Source organism: Streptomyces sp. SID13666, assembly GCF_010548325.1.
GTDB lineage: Bacteria > Actinomycetota > Actinomycetes > Streptomycetales > Streptomycetaceae > Actinacidiphila > Actinacidiphila fildesensis.
Genome location: NZ_JAAGLX010000002.1, coordinates 196,529 through 213,919 on the forward strand (window position 1 = coordinate 196,529; position 17,391 = coordinate 213,919).

16 protein-coding genes are annotated in these 17,391 nt (G+C 71.5%); 5 read left to right on the plus strand and 11 right to left on the minus strand.

Annotated elements, in window-relative coordinates:
* Window positions 1-49 precede the first annotated feature (49 nt).
* On the minus strand, window positions 50-1,885 hold the full coding sequence (locus G3I60_RS05845) for a CBM35 domain-containing protein (protein ID WP_164606814.1): 1,836 nt from the start codon (window positions 1,883-1,885) through the stop codon (window positions 50-52).
* A gap of 162 nt (window positions 1,886-2,047) precedes the next feature.
* A complete protein-coding gene (locus G3I60_RS05850; protein ID WP_164293872.1) occupies window positions 2,048-3,220 on the minus strand; it encodes an ROK family transcriptional regulator in 1,173 nt (390 codons plus the stop codon).
* 178 nt (window positions 3,221-3,398) lie between these two features.
* Between G3I60_RS05850 and G3I60_RS05855 the strand changes: the two genes are divergently transcribed.
* Window positions 3,399-5,522 carry an alpha-galactosidase gene (locus G3I60_RS05855; RefSeq protein ID WP_164293873.1) on the plus strand — a complete coding sequence of 708 codons (2,124 nt, stop codon included), beginning with the start codon at window positions 3,399-3,401 and terminating at the stop codon, window positions 5,520-5,522.
* 97 nt (window positions 5,523-5,619) lie between these two features.
* Here the strand turns inward: G3I60_RS05855 and G3I60_RS05860 are convergent, their stop codons facing one another.
* Both G3I60_RS05860 and G3I60_RS05865 read right to left on the minus strand, forming a co-directional pair.
* Entirely contained in the window at window positions 5,620-5,874 is a 255-nt protein-coding gene (locus tag G3I60_RS05860; RefSeq protein WP_164293874.1) for a hypothetical protein, read from the minus strand.
* 236 nt (window positions 5,875-6,110) lie between these two features.
* Window positions 6,111-6,497, minus strand: coding sequence for an ATP-binding protein (locus G3I60_RS05865; protein WP_138354369.1), 387 nt, complete (start codon window positions 6,495-6,497; stop codon window positions 6,111-6,113).
* A 222-nt stretch (window positions 6,498-6,719) separates the two neighbouring features.
* On the opposite strand from G3I60_RS05865, the gene G3I60_RS05870 reads away from it, so the two are divergent.
* Both G3I60_RS05870 and G3I60_RS05875 read left to right on the plus strand, forming a co-directional pair.
* Window positions 6,720-7,634 carry an ABC transporter ATP-binding protein gene (locus tag G3I60_RS05870; RefSeq protein WP_164293875.1) on the plus strand — a complete coding sequence of 305 codons (915 nt, stop codon included), beginning with the start codon at window positions 6,720-6,722 and terminating at the stop codon, window positions 7,632-7,634.
* Window positions 7,631-8,698, plus strand: coding sequence for an ABC transporter permease (locus tag G3I60_RS05875; protein ID WP_164293876.1), 1,068 nt, complete (start codon window positions 7,631-7,633; stop codon window positions 8,696-8,698). Before G3I60_RS05870 ends, G3I60_RS05875 begins: the two co-directional genes overlap by 4 nt.
* A 48-nt stretch (window positions 8,699-8,746) precedes the next feature.
* Here G3I60_RS05875 and G3I60_RS05880 read toward each other — a convergent pair whose 3' ends face one another.
* Window positions 8,747-9,502, minus strand: a complete 756-nt coding sequence (locus G3I60_RS05880) for a VWA domain-containing protein (protein ID WP_164293877.1) — start codon at window positions 9,500-9,502, stop codon at window positions 8,747-8,749.
* 489 nt (window positions 9,503-9,991) lie between these two features.
* On the opposite strand from G3I60_RS05880, the gene G3I60_RS05885 reads away from it, so the two are divergent.
* Window positions 9,992-11,005: an alpha/beta fold hydrolase gene (locus G3I60_RS05885; RefSeq protein ID WP_164293878.1), complete on the plus strand. Its 1,014-nt coding sequence runs from the start codon at window positions 9,992-9,994 to the stop codon at window positions 11,003-11,005.
* 120 nt (window positions 11,006-11,125) lie between these two features.
* On the opposite strand, the gene G3I60_RS05890 is transcribed toward G3I60_RS05885, so the two are convergent.
* The 6 genes from G3I60_RS05890 to G3I60_RS05915 all read right to left on the minus strand — a co-directional run bounded on the left by G3I60_RS05890 (window position 11,126) and on the right by G3I60_RS05915 (window position 16,216).
* A complete protein-coding gene (locus G3I60_RS05890) occupies window positions 11,126-11,791 on the minus strand; it encodes an NAD(P)H-binding protein (protein WP_164293879.1) in 666 nt (221 codons plus the stop codon).
* A gap of 180 nt (window positions 11,792-11,971) precedes the next feature.
* Complete coding sequence (locus tag G3I60_RS05895; RefSeq protein ID WP_138354363.1) at window positions 11,972-12,175, minus strand: cold-shock protein; 204 nt, start codon at window positions 12,173-12,175, stop codon at window positions 11,972-11,974.
* 191 nt (window positions 12,176-12,366) lie between these two features.
* Window positions 12,367-13,203: an NAD(P)H-binding protein gene (locus G3I60_RS05900; protein WP_164293880.1), complete on the minus strand. Its 837-nt coding sequence runs from the start codon at window positions 13,201-13,203 to the stop codon at window positions 12,367-12,369.
* An 85-nt stretch (window positions 13,204-13,288) separates the two neighbouring features.
* Entirely contained in the window at window positions 13,289-13,885 is a 597-nt protein-coding gene (locus tag G3I60_RS05905; protein ID WP_138354361.1) for a TetR/AcrR family transcriptional regulator, read from the minus strand.
* Window positions 13,878-14,699 (minus strand): fatty acid desaturase, encoded by an 822-nt coding sequence (locus G3I60_RS05910; RefSeq protein ID WP_203672307.1) that lies wholly within the window; start codon window positions 14,697-14,699, stop codon window positions 13,878-13,880. The genes G3I60_RS05905 and G3I60_RS05910 overlap by 8 nt, the downstream gene beginning before the upstream one ends.
* Window positions 14,696-16,216: an NAD(P)/FAD-dependent oxidoreductase gene (locus G3I60_RS05915; RefSeq protein WP_164293881.1), complete on the minus strand. Its 1,521-nt coding sequence runs from the start codon at window positions 16,214-16,216 to the stop codon at window positions 14,696-14,698. Before G3I60_RS05915 ends, G3I60_RS05910 begins: the two co-directional genes overlap by 4 nt.
* Window positions 16,217-16,525: 309 nt before the next feature.
* Between G3I60_RS05915 and G3I60_RS05920 the strand changes: the two genes are divergently transcribed.
* A complete protein-coding gene (locus tag G3I60_RS05920; protein ID WP_343241019.1) occupies window positions 16,526-17,383 on the plus strand; it encodes a ricin-type beta-trefoil lectin domain protein in 858 nt (285 codons plus the stop codon).
* Window positions 17,384-17,391 lie beyond the last annotated feature (8 nt).

Genomic DNA, 17,391 nt, shown 5'->3' on the forward strand with positions numbered 1-17,391 from the left:
GCGGACAGGGGTGCGGGGCCCGGAGGAGGTCGGACCCCGCACCCGGTCGTCACGACAGCTTCGGCACGTCGATCCGGTCGATGTCCGGGGCGTAGCCGTCGCCGCTGTCGAAGGTGACGGTGTTGCTGCCCGCCTTGAGGGTCACGGGCACACCGACGGTCTCGACGGTCCCCCAGTCACCGGTGGAGGGGAACTTCAGACCGGTGGCCCCGTTGCCGTTCGCGGAGATCTGGGCCGGGCGCGCGTCACCGCTGATGTAGGCGACGTTGATGACGTAGCGGCCGGCCTTCGGCACCACGATGTCGTTGAACTGGAGCTTGCCGCCCTGGTAGAGGTTGCCGACCTTGTGGCCGCCCGAGCAGGCCGCGCAGTCACCGATCCCGGCGTTGCCGCTGAGGGTGTTGGCCGCCGACTCGGCCTCGTAGCCGGTCATCTGCTGCGCGGGACCGTGCGGCGTGACGGTGAACAGCCGCGAGCCATGGGCCGGCAGCGCCTGCGTCACCTTGTCCTTGTACGTGCCGAGGTTCTCCTTGTTCCACAGGTCACGGACCGCTCCCTGGCCGGAGAAGCCGAGGGACGACCAGTCGGCGGTCACGGCGGCGGGCCCGTTGCCGAGGTTGAACAGGGCGACGGTGTAGCTGCCGTCGGCGTTCTTCGCGCTCCAGACCTGCTGGTCGCCGGAGGCGGTGATGGGCCGGGCGGGCGGGGTGCTGCCCTGGTTGAGCGCGATGACCTCGCGGTTGGTCAGCAGCGAGACGCCGTAGTCGTCGAGGCGGGTGAGGTCGTCACCGGTGTAGAGCGGGGACTTGGCGATGGCCCACAGGGTCGCGTAGCTCTGCCGTTCGGCCTTGGTCAGGCCGTCCATCGCGCCGTTGCCCACGTCGAGGGAGTCGAGGTCGTTCCAGCCCCCGGGTCCGGCGTGCCGGGTCCAGCCGGCCACGTCGGCCCATCGGTCGTCGACCGAGTTCTCCCACGACACCAGGGTGTTGCAGTAGCACTCGACGTCGGTGTCGATCCGCCAGCCGTTGGAGTACTTCTTCCAGTCGGCGGCGTGGTTGATGTCCAGCGACCAGGACAGTTCGAGGTGGATGGGGCGCCCGGCCGTGGCGATCGCCTTCTGCCAGGCGGCGGTGTCGGCGACGTTGTCGTAGTTGTCACCGCTCTTGAAGGAGCCGGGTCCTACACCGTCCAGTTTGAGGAAGTCGTAGCCCCAGTCGGCGAACATCTGGGCCTGCGAGTCGATGTACTTCTGGGCGCAGGGCCGGGAGAAGTCGAGTTTGTAGGCGCTGTCCCAGCCGTTGGTGGTGCGCAGGTCGCCGTGGACGCTGTCGGCGGTGGTACAGCCCGGCGCGTTCCAGACCGGCACCTTGCCCGCTCCGTACGCCTCCTTCTCCAGCCCCGCGGGCTGGTAGATACCGGCCTTGAGACCCTTGGCGTGGATATCGTCGGCGACCGGCTTCATGCCGCGCGGGAACCGGACGGGGTCGGGTGCCTGGCGGCCGTACCCGTCGAACTCCGGCTTCCATGTGGTGTCACGCCACCAGCCGGCGTCGATGTTGACGTACTCGTACCCGTACTTCTTGAGCTTCGACGCCAGCGCGCCCGCCTGCGTGAGGACGTTCTTCTCGGTCAGGTAGCTGTAGTCGCCGTCGGGGTTGAGCCCCGGGTACTTCGAGGACTGCATGCTCCAGCTGGACCAGCCCATGAACGGCTTCTGGGCGGGCGCGGCTACGGCGGCCCGGGCGGTGGTGGGAGCGGTGGAGGTCCTGGCCGCCGCGGGAGAGGAGGCCATCGCGGCCGGGACGGTCGCCGTCAGGCCGGCGGCGAGGGCCAGGACGAGCAGGGCCCGGGTGGCACGGCGGGTCGGCGGCGCGGTGACGGACATGGGGGGTGTGGAGGGGTACGAGGATGACCGCATGGGTCGGACCTCCTGTTGTGAGGGCATGGGCGTGCGCAGGGCGTTGCGGAGCGGCATGGTGGTCGTACGTGTGCGTGGGGGGGGTCAGGCGTGCGTGGGGGGCACGCCGTGGGGGTCGGGGGACGTGCGTTACGTGTCGATGCCGATGAAGGACTGGATCGCGGTGGCCGCGGCGCCGCGCGCCCACTCCTCGAAGGGCAGTGGACGGGTCATGACGTCGCACTGGGCGGCGGTACCGAAGGCGGACGCGGTGAAGGCGACACGGATGTGCTCGGCGAACAGGTCGTACGCCGCCAGTCCCTCGCCGGAGATGATCACTCGTTCCGGTCCGAGAACGTTGACGACGGCCCCGATGGCCCGGCCGATCACCTCCCCGGCCCGCGCGTACACCTCTCGCGCGCCGGGGTCGCCCTGGTGCGCGAGCTCCAGGGCCTGGGCGGAGTCGGTGACCAGCAGTCCGGTCACCTCACGGACCCGGCGGATGATGGCGGCGTCACCGGCGATCGCCTCCACACACCCGGTGTTTCCGCAGTGGCACAGCGGCCCGAGCGGGTCGATGGACAGATGGCCGATCTCACCGGCGACGCCGTGCGCGCCGGAGACCACCCGTCCGTGCACCACGAGTCCGCAGCCGATACCCGCACCGACGGTCACCAGCGCGAAGTCCGACACGCCGGCCCCGGCCCCGAACCACTGCTCGGCGACGGTGAGCGCGCGGACGTCGTTGTCGACGGTGACCGGCAGGCCGGTCACCGTGCCGGCCAGTTCCGCGAGCGGCACGTCGCGCCAGTCGAGGAACGGTGAGTAGCGCACCACTCCTGCCACCCGGTCCACATCGCCGGACACCGCCAGCCCCAGCCCGCTGACCTGCACACCGAACCCTTCGGCCTCCGTGAGGAGCTCCTGGACGAGTGCGCCGATGGAGGCGAGCACGGCGCCCGGGTCGCGGGCGGTGAGCTGGACGTGCCGGGCCACCCGGATGCGGCAGCACAGATCGGTGAGCACCGCGATGATCTCGTCGCCGGTCACCTTGACGCCGATGAACAGCGCCCGGCCGCCGTCGACGCGTACGGGATTGGCGGGCCGTCCCAGCGACGCCCGCGCCTCCTCGTCCACGCCTTCGACGAGATAGCCGGCCGCCATCAGCGGCCGTACCGCCTTGGTGACCGCCGCCGGTGACAGCGCGGTCCGCCGGCCGATCTCGATCCGGGTGAGCGGACCGTGGGACAGCACGGTGGTGAAGACCAGGGAGGCGGCCGGCGTCGCTGCCGGAACCACGTCGGTACGAGGCGACGAGTGCATGGCCGAAACGTAAGGGGGTTCTTTTCCGCTGTCAATGAAAGAAGTAAGCTCCTTTCAAGATGTCGCCCCAGTGGGATCCTGACCTCCAAATGCAGGTGGCGTCATGGGTATTGACAGGTGATCGCAAGCGGGGTTGGCTGCCGACTGCTCTCGAGGCGCTATCTGAACCTAAGGATCCATGCCTGTGATCTCCTTCGCCCCCGACACCGGGGTCTGGCTGCTCCGCACCCCGCGCACCTCGTACGCGCTGCGCGTCGACGGGACGGGAGCGCCCTGCCACCTCGCGTGGGGACCGCGGCTGACCCTCGCGGAGGCCGAGGAGCTCGCCACTCCCCCGCCCCCGCCTGCCAGCAGCTTCGAGGGACCGCCACCCGTCGGTGAGGAACTGCCCGTCGACGGCGGAGCACGGTTCGGGGTCCCGTCGCTGCAGGTGCGCTTCGCCGACGGGACCCGCGCCTTCGAATGGCTCGCGACGGGCCACCACGTGCACGAACCGGCGCCCGGGACCGCCGAACTGGCCCTGGAGTTCCGCGACCGCCACTACCCCCTGGAGATCGCGCTCCACTACCGCGTCCACGACGACAGCGATGTGATCGAACGCTGGACGGTGCTGCGCAACACCGGCGACGACACCGTCACGCTGCCCCGTGCCGACTCCGCCGCGTGGACCGTTCCGGCCCGGGAGGACCACCGGCTCAGCCATGTCACCGGCCAGTGGTCGGCCGAGACCCAACTGCACCGCGACCGCGTGCCGTTCGGCGAGACGACGCTCACCAGCCGCCGGGGCATCACCAGCCATCACACCAACCCCTGGGTGATGCTGGACGCCGGCGACGCGACCGAGGACCACGGCCAGGTGTGGAGTGCGGCCCTCGCCTGGAGCGGCAGCTGGCGCATCACCGTGCAGCGGTCCCCCGACGGCCGGGCGGGGTTCACCGGCGGCGCCGGCCACGACGGGGCGGTCCTGCCGCTCGGCCCCGGCGAGGAGTTCACCACGCCCCGCTTCGCCGGGCTCCACTCGGACGGCGGTTTCGGCGCGACCAGCCGGGCCTGGCACGCGTACACCCTGGTCCACGTACTGCCGCACGCCGACGAGACGCGCCCGGTGCTCTACAACTCGTGGGAAGCCACCGCCTTCGACGTGGACGAGCCCGGCCAGCTCAAGCTGGCCGCCCGCGCGGCGGCGCTGGGTGTGGAGCTGTACGTCATGGACGACGGCTGGTTCGGCGCGCGCCGCAGCGAGCGGGCCGGACTCGGCGACTGGACCCCGTCCCCCGACCGTTTCCCCCAGGGCCTCACCCCGCTGGTCCGTGAGGTGCACCAGCTCGGCATGCGCTTCGGCCTGTGGGTGGAGCCCGAGATGGTCAACCCGGACAGCGACCTCTACCGGGCGCACCCGGACTGGGTGCTGCACTTCCCGCACCGCGCCAGGACCGAGCTGCGCAACCAGCTGGTGCTGAACTTCGCCCGCCGGGACGTCGCGGACTGGGCGTACGGCTGGCTGACCCGGCTGGTCGGCGACAACGGCATCGACTTCCTCAAATGGGACATGAACCGCGCCTTCAGCGAAGCCGGCTGGCCGGATCAGCCGGACGGAGCCGACCGCGTGGGAACGGCGTACGTGCACCACCTCTACGAGATCATCGACCGACTGCGCGCCGACCACCCCGGCCTGCGGATCGAGACGTGCAGCGGTGGCGGCGGCCGGGTGGACCTGGGCATCCTGTCCCGCACCGACCAGGCCTGGACCTCCGACAACACCGACGCGGCCGACCGGATGCACATCCAGCACGGCTACGGCCAGATCTACCCGGCCCGGACCATGGCCGCCTGGGTGACCGATGTGCCCAACCTGCTCACCGGCCGCACCGTGCCGCTGCGCTTCCGCTTCCATGTCGCGATGGCCGGAGTCCTGGGCATCGGAGGCGACCTCACCCGCTGGTCGGACGACGAACTGACCGAAGGCGCGGCCCTGTTGGCGCAGTACAAGCGGGTACGTCATCTGGTGCAGCACGGCACCCTGCACCGGCCGCGCGGTCCCGTCGACGAAGGCCCGGCCGCCGTGCAGTACACCGCGGCCGACCGGAGCGAGGCGCTGCTGCTGGTCTGGCGGCGCACTCCGCGGCACGGCGGTCCGCGGCTGCCGCTACGGCTGGCCGGCCTCGACCCCACCGCCCGCTACCGCGACGCCGACAGTGGCTCCGTGCACTCCGCGGCGGTACTGACCGGGTACGGCCTGCTGCCCGACCTGCCGCACGGCGACTGGGCGAGCACGGCGGTGCACCTGGTCCGGGTCCCCTGAGCCGCGAGTGGCCCGGGGCTCACCGGCGTCCGCTCCGCAGTGCTCGGGCGTTCCGCAACGGCCAGGCGTTCCGCAGCGGTCAGGCGTTCCGCAGCGGTCAGGCGTTCCGTTCGCCGTTGCGGCCGCTGCCGCCGTCGGCACCGTCCTTCTCGACCCAGTAGTCGCCGTACGCGAGGTTGCGGGACGGGGTGTGCTTCCCGGTGGGCGGGGCGGCCGCCGTCCGGTCGCCGTCCTCGCGGGGCCGGGTGGGGGCGCCGGGCAGCCACTCGTCGCCGACCTCGCCGAGCGGGTGGCCCATGGGCAGGCTGGAGGGGGCCTCTACGGCTCCTTGGCGACGGCTGCGCTCCGACATGACCATCCGCTCCTCACAGCAGGGGCTACCGAGCCGATCCTGACCCGGATGCCGCGGTCGCGCCACACCGGCAGGCCAATCGAGGGACGCGGACCACCCGGGCGGCGGACACCGGTGGGCGGACAGCAGCGGGCGGACAGCAGCGGGCGGACATACTGATGGGCCCGGAGGGAGCCCGGGCCCACAGCTGGACCAAGTGTACGGAAGCGCGTCGCTGCTATCAGGGATACGGCGGCCTAGCCCGGGACCAGATCGGCCCACACCCGCTTGCCTCCGGCCCGCGGGACCACACCCCAGCCGCCGGACAGCCGCTGCACCAGGTTCAGACCGTGCCCGCCGGGCAGGTCCGGCCGCGCCGGTCGCACCACGGGCAGGACCGTGGAGGAGTCGTCCACGGCGATCCGCAGCCGCCGCTCGTCCCACATCAGCCGCAGGCCCACGGCGCCGGAGGCGTGCCGCACCGCGTTCGTCACCAGCTCCGACACCAACAGGGCGACCACGTTGTAGTCCGGCCGCCAGTGCGCGGGCCAGCTGAACCCCTCCAGCTGTGCACAGGCCCAGGCCCGCGCCTCCGCGACGCCGCCCTTCGCGACGGAGACCTTCAAGAACCGCTCAACCATCATCGAGAATCACCCTCGTCAGCCTTCCTCCTGGGACCGGCGACCCCACCCCCCAGCGCCTCCCGGCCATTTCACGCCTGCCCTGCGCCTGCCCACCCCGGCGCGATCCACCGCCCCCGCACTCCCCCCGCTTGCCCCGGATGCTCCCGTTCCGCTTCGGAACCGGTGGGACGGGAACAGGCGATCGAGCCCGGTGGGGCCGAATACCGCCCCTAAGGTGTGCCCATGACTGCAGCGATCGCGGCCGAAGGGCTGCGCAAGCGGTACGGGGACGTCCAGGCCGTCGACGGCGTCGACCTGGAGGTGAAGTCCGGGGAGTTCTTCGGGGTGCTCGGGCCCAACGGGGCCGGGAAGACCACGACCCTCGAGATCCTGGAGGGGCTGCGCAAGCCGGACGAGGGCAGTGCGCGGGTACTGGGACTGAGCCCCTGGCCGCGCAACTCCGCGCTGCTGCCGCGGATCGGGGTGCAGCTGCAGGCGTCCGCGTTCTTCGAACGGCTGACCGCGCGCGAGCAGATCGTCACGTTCGGCTCGCTGTACGGCGTCGGAGCGGCGCGGGCGGACGCGATGCTGGCCCGGGTCGGACTCGCCGACTCGGCGGGCACCGCGGCCGAGAAGCTGTCCGGCGGCCAGGGGCAGCGCCTGGCCATCGCCTGCGCCCTGGTCCACGACCCGGAGCTGCTGTTCCTCGACGAGCCGACCACGGGTCTCGACCCGCAGGCCCGCCGCAATCTGTGGGATCTACTGCGGGAGATCAACGCCGAGGGCCGGACCGTCGTGCTGACCACCCACTACCTGGACGAGGCCGAGATCCTGTGCGACCGGGTCGCGGTGATGGACCACGGCCGGATCCTGAAGACCGATCCGCCGGCCACCCTGGTCAGGGAGCTGGACGCACCGACCCGGCTGACCGTGGAGTCCGGCCGGCTCACCGCCGACCGGGCGCGTGAGCTGCTGGCCGGGTCCGGAACGCGGGCCGACATCGCCGACGACGGCGTCACCCTGACGATCGCCACCCGCACCCCGGCCCCGGTGCTCGCCCTGCTCGCGGAGCAGGACGCGCTACGCGGCCTGGAGGTGCGCGGGGCCACCTTGGAGGATGTGTTCCTGCAGCTCACCGGACGGGAGTACCGCGCATGACCGCCTTCCGCTCCCTCGCCAGAGCCCAACTGCTGGGCTGGAGCCGCGACCGCGCCGCGGTGTTCTTCACGGTCCTGTTCCCGCTGCTGTTCCTGCTGCTGTTCGGCTCGTTGTTCAAGGGCGCCTCCGCACCCCACATCACGCTGCTGCAGAACGGCCCGGTCGTCCTCTTCGACTCCATGACGCCGGACCAACGCGCGCAGCTGAACGAGGAGGTGACACTGGTCCGGGACGACGACCAGGCGGACGCCCTCGAGAAGGTCAGGAACGGCGACGACGACGGACTGGTCAGCCAGGGCCCCGACGGCCGGCTGGTGCTCCGCTACTCCGTCGCCGACGCCACCCGCGCCGCGACCGTGCAGGGTGTCGTCAACGGCATCGTCCAGCAGGCCAACCAGGACGCGAGCCACGCTCCGCCCACGTACGTCCTGCAGGCGTCCCAGGTCGAGGATCTGTCGACCAAGCCGATCCAGTACCTCACCCCGGGCCTGCTGGGCTGGGCCATCGCCACCTCCGGCACCTTCACGGCCGCGCTGACCCTGGTGGTGTGGCGCAAGAAGTTCATCCTGCGCCGGCTGCGGCTGGCTCCGGTGCGGCTGCCCGCCGTGGTCGCCGCCCCGGTCGCGGTGACGCTCCTGGTGGCGCTGTTGCAGACGGCCGTGTTCCTCGGGGTAGCGACGCTGCCGTACTACGGGCTGAAACTCACCGGGCAGTGGTGGATCGCGCTGCCGTTGGTGCTGTCCGGGTCGCTGGCGTTCATGTCGATCGGCCTGCTCGTCGGATCCTGGGCGAAGACCGAGCAGACGGCCACGGCGGCCGCACAGTTGATCGTGCTGCCGATGGCGTTCCTGTCCGGATCCTTCTTCCCGCTGGACAGCGCTCCCGGCTGGCTCAAGACGATCTCGACGGTGCTGCCGCTGCACCATCTGTCCACGGCCATGCAGAACGTGCTGACCAGGGGCGGCGGCTGGGGCGACGCGCTGCCGACGATCGGCGGGCTGCTGCTCTTCACCGCGGTGCTCACCCTGCTGGCGGTGCGGCTGTTCCGCTGGGACGACGCGTGAGCGGCGCCGAGGTGAGCGCGCCCGGCCTGTTGGTTCGGGACACGAGGGTCAGCGGATGATGCCCGCGACGGTGGCGGCGGTGATCCAGGAACCGAACTCCTGCGTGAGCCGCTGATAGAGCTCGGCATCGGACAGGGCGCGCGGATCGTCGCCCGCGGGGAAGAACCCCGCGTTGTCGACCACGCGCTTGGCCGGTACCGGCAGGTCGTCGAGCTTGCGCAGGAAGTCGAACTGACGGTCGTCGGGGTTCCCGAAGGCCACGAACTGCCAGAAGATCGGCAACCGGGCGGCGGTGCACAGGACATGCTCGGCGGCGGTCCTGGAACTGGGGCTGCCGTCGGTCTGGAAGATGACGAAGGCCGGATCGGTGGCGCCCGAGTCGGCGTAATGGTCGATGACCGCCTGCATGGCCAGGTGGTAGTTGGTGCGGCCCATGCGGCCGAAGCCCGCGTGCAGGGCGCCGATCCGGCCCTCGTAGTCGGTCAGGCCGAGGTCCGCGACACCGTCGACCTCCGTCGAGAAGAAGACCACCGGCACGACACCGTCATCGTCGAGGTTCGCGGCCAGGCCGAGCGCCTGCTCGGCGAGATGCTGGACGGTGCCGTTCTTGTAGTAACGGCGCATGCTCCCCGAGCGGTCCAGGACCAGATAGACCGCCGCGCGCTGACCGGCCATCCCGGCCTTCTCCAGCGAGCCCCGGGCCGACTTGTACAGATCGACGAGCCGGGGCGCACTGGCCCGCACCTTCACGAGATCGATCGCCGGGCTGGGGGCGGCGGGACGCTTGACGTAGTCGATGGCCATGAGATTCCCCCGTGCGAGCTGCGAAAGCGACCTTGGGAGAACGGTACGTCCAACCCGCCGGGCCCCGGACCCTGTTGGGAGCGTGCGCGGCCCGGCGCCTCAACGGGTCGGAGGTTCAACGCGAGCTCCTGTACGGAGTGCCGCGGCAGATGGCTCCTTCGTGTGACGAACGTCAGCAGAGCTCCTCGGAACGTTCACCCAGAGTGACGTCTCCCATCACCTGAACAGGTGAATCAACCCCGCAAAGGGTGTTCCTACCAATCCGGGCAAACAGACTGCAACGAACACCTATTGGTGATCGAAGCAGCGATCGGCCCCTTGTGCGTGGACGCAGCGCACGGCGGGCGCTGGGCGTTCGCTCTTCGTCACCGGGCTGTCCGCCGACTCCTCCCGGGTCACGTCATACAGGCGGAACGGTCCGGACGCCGTTCCCGCCCGCCGCGGCCGGGGACGGCGTCACACCGCCCTCCCTGAATTCTGGAGCCCTTCATGTCCACCGACACCGCACCTCCCCAGGACCGTGGGGCGGACCGGCTCGGCGCCACCGCCACCCTCCCCGGACAGGCCCAGGCGGCCCACGGAGTCCTGGGAGTCCAGGGGACGACCCCACCCGTCCGGGTGGAGGAGCGGGATCTGACCTTCGACGGCTTCCGCTTCACCTGCCGCATCGTGCGCCAGGGCACCCCCCGCACCGAGCCGGTCCTGGTCCTCGGCGGATCGTCCCAGGACCGCAACTCCTGGGTGCGCCACGAGAAGTGGCTGGCCCCGCTGGGCCAGGTGATCACCGTCGACCTCCCCGGCTACGGCACCGCCGATTTCCTGCCCGCCATGTACGGGGTCGACTTCCTGGCGGCGGCCGTCCGCCACCTCGTCGAGGAGCTCGGCCTGCCCCGCATCAACCTCGTCGCCGCCTGCTACGGCGGGGCCATCGGTCTGCGTTTCGCCCAGCACTACCCCGCACTCGTCAAGCGCCTCCTGCTGGTCGGCATGACCACCCGTATCCCCGCCGGCTACGCCGAGGCGATGGAGCGCTGGTCCGTCATGATCGAACGCGGTGAGACGGAGCCGATCGCGCGCGAACTCGCGGACCGCTTCATGTCCCCTCCGGGCACCGGCCATGTCCGCAAGCACGCCGCAGTCTCCCGGCTGGTCTACCAGCAGATCGTCGGCCAGAGCCCCGAGGAGCTGCGCAAGTCCGCCGAGCACAACACCCGGTTGATGCGCCACGAGTGGTACCGCCCCGAACCGTCGCCCGCCATCCCCAGCCTGGTGGTCACCGGTGAGTACGACACGCTGACCACGCCCGAGATGGGCCGCGAGGTGGCCGCCCAGCTGCCCGCGGCGTGGTTCACCACCATCAAGGAGACCGATCACCTGGCGCCCGTCGAGCGCATCGCGGACTTCGCCGACCTCGTCACCCGGTTCTGCACCGACCTGTCGCTCTCCGATCTGCCGTACGGGAACACCACCGAGCGGCTCGGGACGACCCTCGCCCCACGCTGAACCACGGGTCGTCCCGCACGACGAGGAGCCCGGCCCCCCCCGTGCGGGCCGGGCTCTCCGCCGGGTTCTTCGCCGGTCGCCGATGGCGGGTCACGTCACCGGCCCTGTCGGCTCTCGGACTCAGCCGGCGATGCCGATCGCCCGGCCGACCGTCTCGGGGCGCTCGAGGACGTCGAGCATGCAATGGGCGACGTCGGCGCGCGATACCGACCAACCGCCTCGTACGTTCTGTTCGTACGCGGTGCGGTAGGTCCCGGTCAGGGCCTTGTCGGTCAGCTTCGGGGGCCGGACCACGGTCCAGTCCAGGGTGCTCCCGCGCAGGATGTCCTCCATCCGCGCGAGGTCGGCGTAGTGGTCCCGCAGTGCGGCCTTCACCAGCGGGCCGAACACATGACGCATGAGGAATCCGTCGCCAGGATCGTGCTTCGGCGCGTTCGGAACGCCGGGCGAGGCCACTGTGCCGATCGGGGCCGCGCTGACGACGACGATGCGCCGGACATCCGTCGCCCGCATCGCCTGCACCATGGCCCGCGTCCCCTGCCAGGCCACGCCCGCCTCGGACTTCGAGCGGGCACCGAGACCGGACAGAACGGCGTCCGCGCCGGAGATCGCGGACTGGAGTGTCTCCGGATCGGCGGAGGCCAGGTCGGCGGTGACGATACGTATCGGTCCGGATACCTTGGCCGGGTTCCGCACGACCGCGGTGACGTCATGGCCCGCCCCGACGGCCTGGTCGAGGATCTGCCGGCCGATCCCGCCGGTCGCGGCGAAGATGGTGAGTTTCACTGGGTGCTCCCTGTGTCGTGGTCACCATCTGAGAGCGGCCCGGACACTCGCGATGTGACATCCACGCCAGGGATGTGGCCCACGTCTCGTCCGCGGCCCGGGACGGCCTGCGGGAGAGAGCGGGGTTCCGGGAAGAGACCGGGGCCGGCGGGGCGCCGGTCTCTTCCCGCACCCGGGGTGTCAGCCGCGGACGATGTTCTCCGCCTGCGGTCCCTTCTGGCCCTGCGTGACATCGAAGGTCACATGCTCGCCCTCCGCGAGCTCGCGATAGCCGGTGCCCGAGATGTTGGAGTAGTGGGCGAAGACGTCGGCGCCGCCGCCGTCCTGGGCGATGAACCCGAAGCCCTTTTCCGAGTTGAACCACTTCACCGTGCCGCTGGCCATCGTTTTTGCATCCTTCGTCCGTGACAGTGCCGCCCGCAACGGGCGCCGCGGACACCCCGGATCAGGATGTCCGCCACCGTTCTACCCCACCTGCGGCCCGCTTATACGACCGCCTCGGTGCGTGATCACGCCGCAGCCGGCTGCCCTCGTCCGACGCGGCGGACCCGTACGGTGACCGAGCGTTTCTCACCTCACCGGAAGGCGTCGGCGTGAGCGCGGGCCCAGTCCTCGAAGGTCCGGGGCGGGCGCCCGGTGAGGTCCTCGACCGTGGGGAGAACCGGGGTGTCGTCGAACTCGCCGTCGACGAAGAAGCGGAAGAACGCGTCGACATAGCGCTCCGGAACCCCGTTGCCGAGCATCTCGGCCCGTGCCTCGTCATCTGGCTGCCCCTCGAAGCGCAGCGGCCGGCCCAGCACCTTGGCGAGGATCTCGGCGCGCTCGACGGGTCGCTGCGCGGCGGGGCCGCTGAGGGGGTGACTGTGGCCGTGGTGCTCGTCACGGCCCAGCACGGCCGCGGCGACCGCGGCGATGTCGTGGGGGTCGATCGCGGCGATCGGCACCCCGGCGAACGGCGCGCGCACGATGTCGCCCGCACGGAGCTGGCCCTGCCACTCGAAGGTGTTGGACATGAATCCGCTCGGCCGCAACAGCGTCCAGCCCAGGCCGGATTCGCGCACCGCCGCTTCGGAGCCCTGGTGCATCGCGACGACGGCGTTCTCCGGGTTGCCGCCCACGACGGAACGTGAGGACAGCAGCACGACATGCCGCACGCCGGCGGCTCGCGCGCCGGCCAGCACACCGGGCATGTCCGCGAACCCGCCCAGCAGGAACATCGCGTCGACCCCGTTCAGAGCCTCCGTCAGACTTTCCGGCCGGTTGAGGTCTCCCGCGGCCACCTCCGCGCCCGGCGGCGCCTCGAACGCCGACGGGTCGCGCACCAGGGCGCGCACCGCACGTCCCTGCGCGGCGAGTTGGGAGACGAGCTCCCCACCGACGTGGCCGGAGGCCCCGGTGACCAGGATCTTCATGAGGAGCGGCCTTTCCTTGACGGCGATCAGGCAGCCAGTCTCACAGCGGGTGCGGCGGACGGTGAATGGGGGTGCGGGCGAAGCGCTACGAGGATCGCCGGCGCAGCCGCGGGATGCGGTCGAAGACGGTGGCGATCCGAGCGGCCTGGTCGAAGAGCGCCGCCGGACGCGACCGGTCGCCGTCGAGGTGGGTGAGGGTCTCCATGCCGAGGTAGAACGCCACGGCCGCGCTGGCCACCACGGGCACCCGCACCACGGAGGCGAGTGGCTTGCCGCGCAGCAGCGTCGTCAGCAGCTCCTCCGCCAGTTCCTCCCAGCGCCGGGTCTCCAGCGACAGTTGGGCGGCGAGCCGCGACCCCGGTCGCGCTCCGGCGTAGATCTCCTGGACTGCGGCGATGTGCCCGACCGCGGTGTCCTCGTCGTAGAGCATCCGGAGCACCTCGACCGCGCGCCCGGCGCGGTCCACGTCCGACAACTCGGCTCGGTACCGCTTGGCGCGCGCCTCGCAGGTGTGCGCGAGCGTCGCGACCAACAGGTCGTCCAGATCGGTGAAGTGGTAGTAGATGACGCCGGGTGCGAAGCCGCCCGCCTGCGCTATCGCCCGCGCGGTGGTGCCGCCGAAGCCGTGCGCCACGAGGCAGGACAGGGCGGCGTCGAGTACCCGGCCACGGGTGTCAGACAACACGCACCGCCCGGACGCCGTTGGCGGCGAAGTACGTCTCGAGCCGGCGCGCCAGTTCCGGCAGATGGTGGCTCGGCACCTGCGGGTACAGATGGTGTTCGAGGTGGTAGGTCAGCTCCAGGAACACCGCGGGGATGATCCGGCCCCGCAGCGTACGGGTCTGGGTCAGCGGCGTGTCACCGTAGTCGTGGTGCGGCAGATACACCGTCAGCAGTGGGTACACCCAGCTTCCGACGATCATCATCACCGCGTAGGCCAGCACTCCGGGCGTGTACGGCCAGAGCACCACGCCGCCGCCGAGCACCGTGACGGGCACGGCCGCCTCCGCGAGGAGCCAACCGCGGTCCCGGCCGCGCCGGTAGGACCAGAACCACAGGCGGACGAGGAACACCGGTCCGTGCAGCAGCGCACCGAGGAGCGACAGGTCGGCGGGGTGTCCCTCCGGGTCGTCGGGGTGCGGGAAGAGCCGGTGGTGCTGGGTGTGCGTGGCGCGGTACGCGTGCCCGCTCTCCAGCAGCACCAGCCCGGTCGCGAACAGCGCCCAGTCGGTGGCCCGCGCCGACAGGCCGATCGTCCGGTGCACGACGTCGTGCGTGACGGTGACGACCGAGACGAAGACGCCGAAGACGATCACCGGTGTGAGCCACCACCAGCGCAGCCACGCCACGACCGCGAAGAGCGACACCCCCGCGAACGGACGGCACAGCGCGATCAGCCGCCGCCGGCGCGAGGTGACCAGCAGGTCCGCACCGAGCTCGGCCAGGCTGGGCTGGTGGACGGCGTCGGGCCGGTCCACCGGGTCGGACTGCTTCACCGGGTCGGTCCCTTCTCACGCAGCATGCCCTCGGCGACGATGCGGCTGCCCAGCACGCAGGCGACGGTGCCCAGTCCTGGCCAGGTCGAGTCCCCGACGAGCCAGAGGCCGGGTCCGCCGAGATCGTGCGGGACGGCGTGCTGATTGGTGTTGCGCAGGTGCTGGCGCGGACCGCCGACCGCGCCGGCCGGACGGAACCCGAAGCGCTCGTAGCTGCGGGGCGTGCCGGTCTGGGCGATCACGGCCCGCTCCCCCAACCGCGGGTAGGCCCGCCGCGCACAGGTGACGAGGCGCTCGCCGATCTCCTTCTTGCGCTGCTCGTACGCGGTCGCGTCGAGCCCGGCCCAGTCGGCCAGATCGGTGTGCGTGGAGATCATCACCGCCCGGTGCCCCGGCGGGGCGCTGAGCGGGTCCCCCGGCTCGGAGACGGAGACGAACATGTTGTTCCCGTCGCCCAGCGGCCGGTCGTACGACTGCAGCAGTTGATGGTGGGTCAGCTCCTGGCCGGACACCTCGGAGTCGGGCACCCCGAGGAACACCACGCACGCGCCGCCCGACGCGTCCGCGTCGCGCTCCAGGAACGGCCGCAGCCTGCGAGCGACCGGCAGTGTGGCGCAGATCCTGGCGGTGGTGACGGCGGGTATCGCGCAGACCACGCGCCGGGCCAGGAGAACGCCCTGCCGGGTCGTCACCCGATAGCTCCCCGCCGCGCCGTCGACGCGCGACACCTCGCACCCCGTGCGGAGCCGGCCGCCGAGTCCCCGGTAGTGCGCCACCAGGACCCGCCAGAAGCCGTGCATGCCGCCGGTGTGCCGGCTGAGTCCCGCGCCCCGGATCGTCACACCGAGCGCCGCGTTGATCAGCGGCGCGTCGTCGACACCGGTGTGCACGGTGTCCTCGACGAGCATGCCGAGCAGCCCGACCAGCGCCGCGTCGTCCCGCAGGCCGTGGGCGCGCAGCGCGTCCCCGAGGGTCCGGTTCACATGGCGGGCGAGCGGAATCCCGGCGATGCCGATCGCCCGCAGGTCCCGCAGCGCGTCGGCGGGACCGCGGACCGGCAGCCGCACACCCGACCGGCTGGCCCGCCAGAAGGTCCCCGCCAACCGGTCGAGCAGGTCCCAGAAGCGCCGGTGCCGGTCGGTGTCACCGAGCATCCGCAGCCGCTCGGCATGCCAGGCGGCCGGATCGCGGTGCAGTACGACCTCGCGGTCGGGCAGGAAGGCCCGGTAGCCCGGCAGTTCGTGTGCGTCCAGCGGTGCGATACCGATGCTCTCCAGCAGCTCGGAGCCGACCCCGCCGGGCGCGAAGTCGACCAGCGTCGTCGCCCCCACGTCGAACGAGAAGCCCCGCTTGCGGTAGTAGCCGGCACACCCGCCGGCATGACCGTGCGCCTCCAGCACCACCGTGGACACTCCGGCGGCCTGCAGCCGCAGCGCCGTCGCCATTCCCGCCATACCGCCGCCGATCACCGCGACGTCGGCCGGCCCGAGTTCGTTCTGAACGTTCGTTCTGAACATGCGTTCAGAATGATGGGCAGCACGGTGCGGGTCAATACCCGGGCCCGGAGAACTCCGTCCGGATCAGGGCGATATGGAGACGTGGGCGCCAGGGCGGGGACGGGTGCGCGGCACACGGCCGGTGAATGTCCGCGGGTCCGCCCGGTGGGGTCCCGCGAAAGGCGCGGGCGGGAGATAGGTACACTGGCCACGTATCCGGTGAGCGAGGTCAGAGCGAGTGGTCAGTGCCTCAACCCGCCCTCTGGGAACGGTTGATGGCATTGCGCCGGCGCCTCCTGCGCACACCTCCTGATCCCGACAGGAGACCACGTGGCGTCCCTTCCCTCGAAGCAGTCCTCCGAGCGTCCCGACAGCTCCGAGCCCCGCTTCTCCGACACCTTCGCGCGCCGCCCCACGGTGCCCCGGCGCGGGCTGCTGCCCGGCCGGCGGGTCTGGGCGACCACCGTCGCCGTGGCGGCGGTGGTCGGTATCGCCGCCCTGACGGTGCCGCTGATCAGCCATATCGACCTCACGATGGAGACGGCGGCAGCCGACCGTCCGGTGGTCGCCGCGCCGTCCAAGGGGACCCCGACCACCCCCGCCGCGACCCCGCGGCAGACGTCCTCCGGGACGCAGCCCCCGTCACAGGCAACGGCCCAGCCGCCCGCCGCCCCGAACGGGCCCGGTTCGGTCGCGGCCCCGCCGATCGCCGCTGGGGGGCAGCCGCAGAGCCGGCCGCGGCCGGCTCCGCCGGCTTCGGTGCCGTCCAAGGCGCCCGCGCCGAAGCCCAAGCCCTCCATCGCTCCCGGCTCGGCCGTGGTCGGCACGGGTTCGGGTCGCTGCATCACCGTCCCCGGTGGCACGGGGACCGACGGCCTCGCTCTGCAGATCGGCACCTGCAACGGGGCCAACAGCCAGCGCTGGGACTTCCAGTCCGACGGCACGGTACGGTCGATGGGCTACTGCATGGACGTGGCCTGGGGATCCCATGACGACGGGGCCCTCATCCAGCTGGCCCGGTGCAGCGGCAACCCGGCCCAGCGCTTCATCATGAGCGGCGCAGGCGACCTGGTGAACCCGCAGGCCAACAAGTGCGTCGACGTGGCGAACAACGCCACCGCGAGCGGCTCCAAGGTCCAGTTGTGGACCTGCAAGGGCACGCCCAACCAGAAGTGGCGGCTGCGCTGACCCGACAG

Excerpts from the sequence above, each read along its gene's own strand:
- G3I60_RS05845 (WP_164606814.1), bottom strand. The coding sequence starts at position 1,885 with ATGTCCGTCACCGCGCCGCCGACCCGCCGTGCCACCCGGGCCCTGCTC.
- G3I60_RS05850 (WP_164293872.1), bottom strand. The coding sequence starts at position 3,220 with ATGCACTCGTCGCCTCGTACCGACGTGGTTCCGGCAGCGACGCCGGCC.
- G3I60_RS05855 (WP_164293873.1), top strand. The coding sequence starts at position 3,399 with ATGCCTGTGATCTCCTTCGCCCCCGACACCGGGGTCTGGCTGCTCCGC.
- G3I60_RS05860 (WP_164293874.1), bottom strand. The coding sequence starts at position 5,874 with ATGTCGGAGCGCAGCCGTCGCCAAGGAGCCGTAGAGGCCCCCTCCAGC.
- G3I60_RS05865 (WP_138354369.1), bottom strand. The coding sequence starts at position 6,497 with ATGATGGTTGAGCGGTTCTTGAAGGTCTCCGTCGCGAAGGGCGGCGTC.
- G3I60_RS05870 (WP_164293875.1), top strand. The coding sequence starts at position 6,720 with ATGACTGCAGCGATCGCGGCCGAAGGGCTGCGCAAGCGGTACGGGGAC.
- G3I60_RS05875 (WP_164293876.1), top strand. The coding sequence starts at position 7,631 with ATGACCGCCTTCCGCTCCCTCGCCAGAGCCCAACTGCTGGGCTGGAGC.
- G3I60_RS05880 (WP_164293877.1), bottom strand. The coding sequence starts at position 9,502 with ATGGCCATCGACTACGTCAAGCGTCCCGCCGCCCCCAGCCCGGCGATC.
- G3I60_RS05885 (WP_164293878.1), top strand. The coding sequence starts at position 9,992 with ATGTCCACCGACACCGCACCTCCCCAGGACCGTGGGGCGGACCGGCTC.
- G3I60_RS05895 (WP_138354363.1), bottom strand. The coding sequence starts at position 12,175 with ATGGCCAGCGGCACGGTGAAGTGGTTCAACTCGGAAAAGGGCTTCGGG.
- G3I60_RS05900 (WP_164293880.1), bottom strand. The coding sequence starts at position 13,203 with ATGAAGATCCTGGTCACCGGGGCCTCCGGCCACGTCGGTGGGGAGCTC.
- G3I60_RS05915 (WP_164293881.1), bottom strand. The coding sequence starts at position 16,216 with ATGTTCAGAACGAACGTTCAGAACGAACTCGGGCCGGCCGACGTCGCG.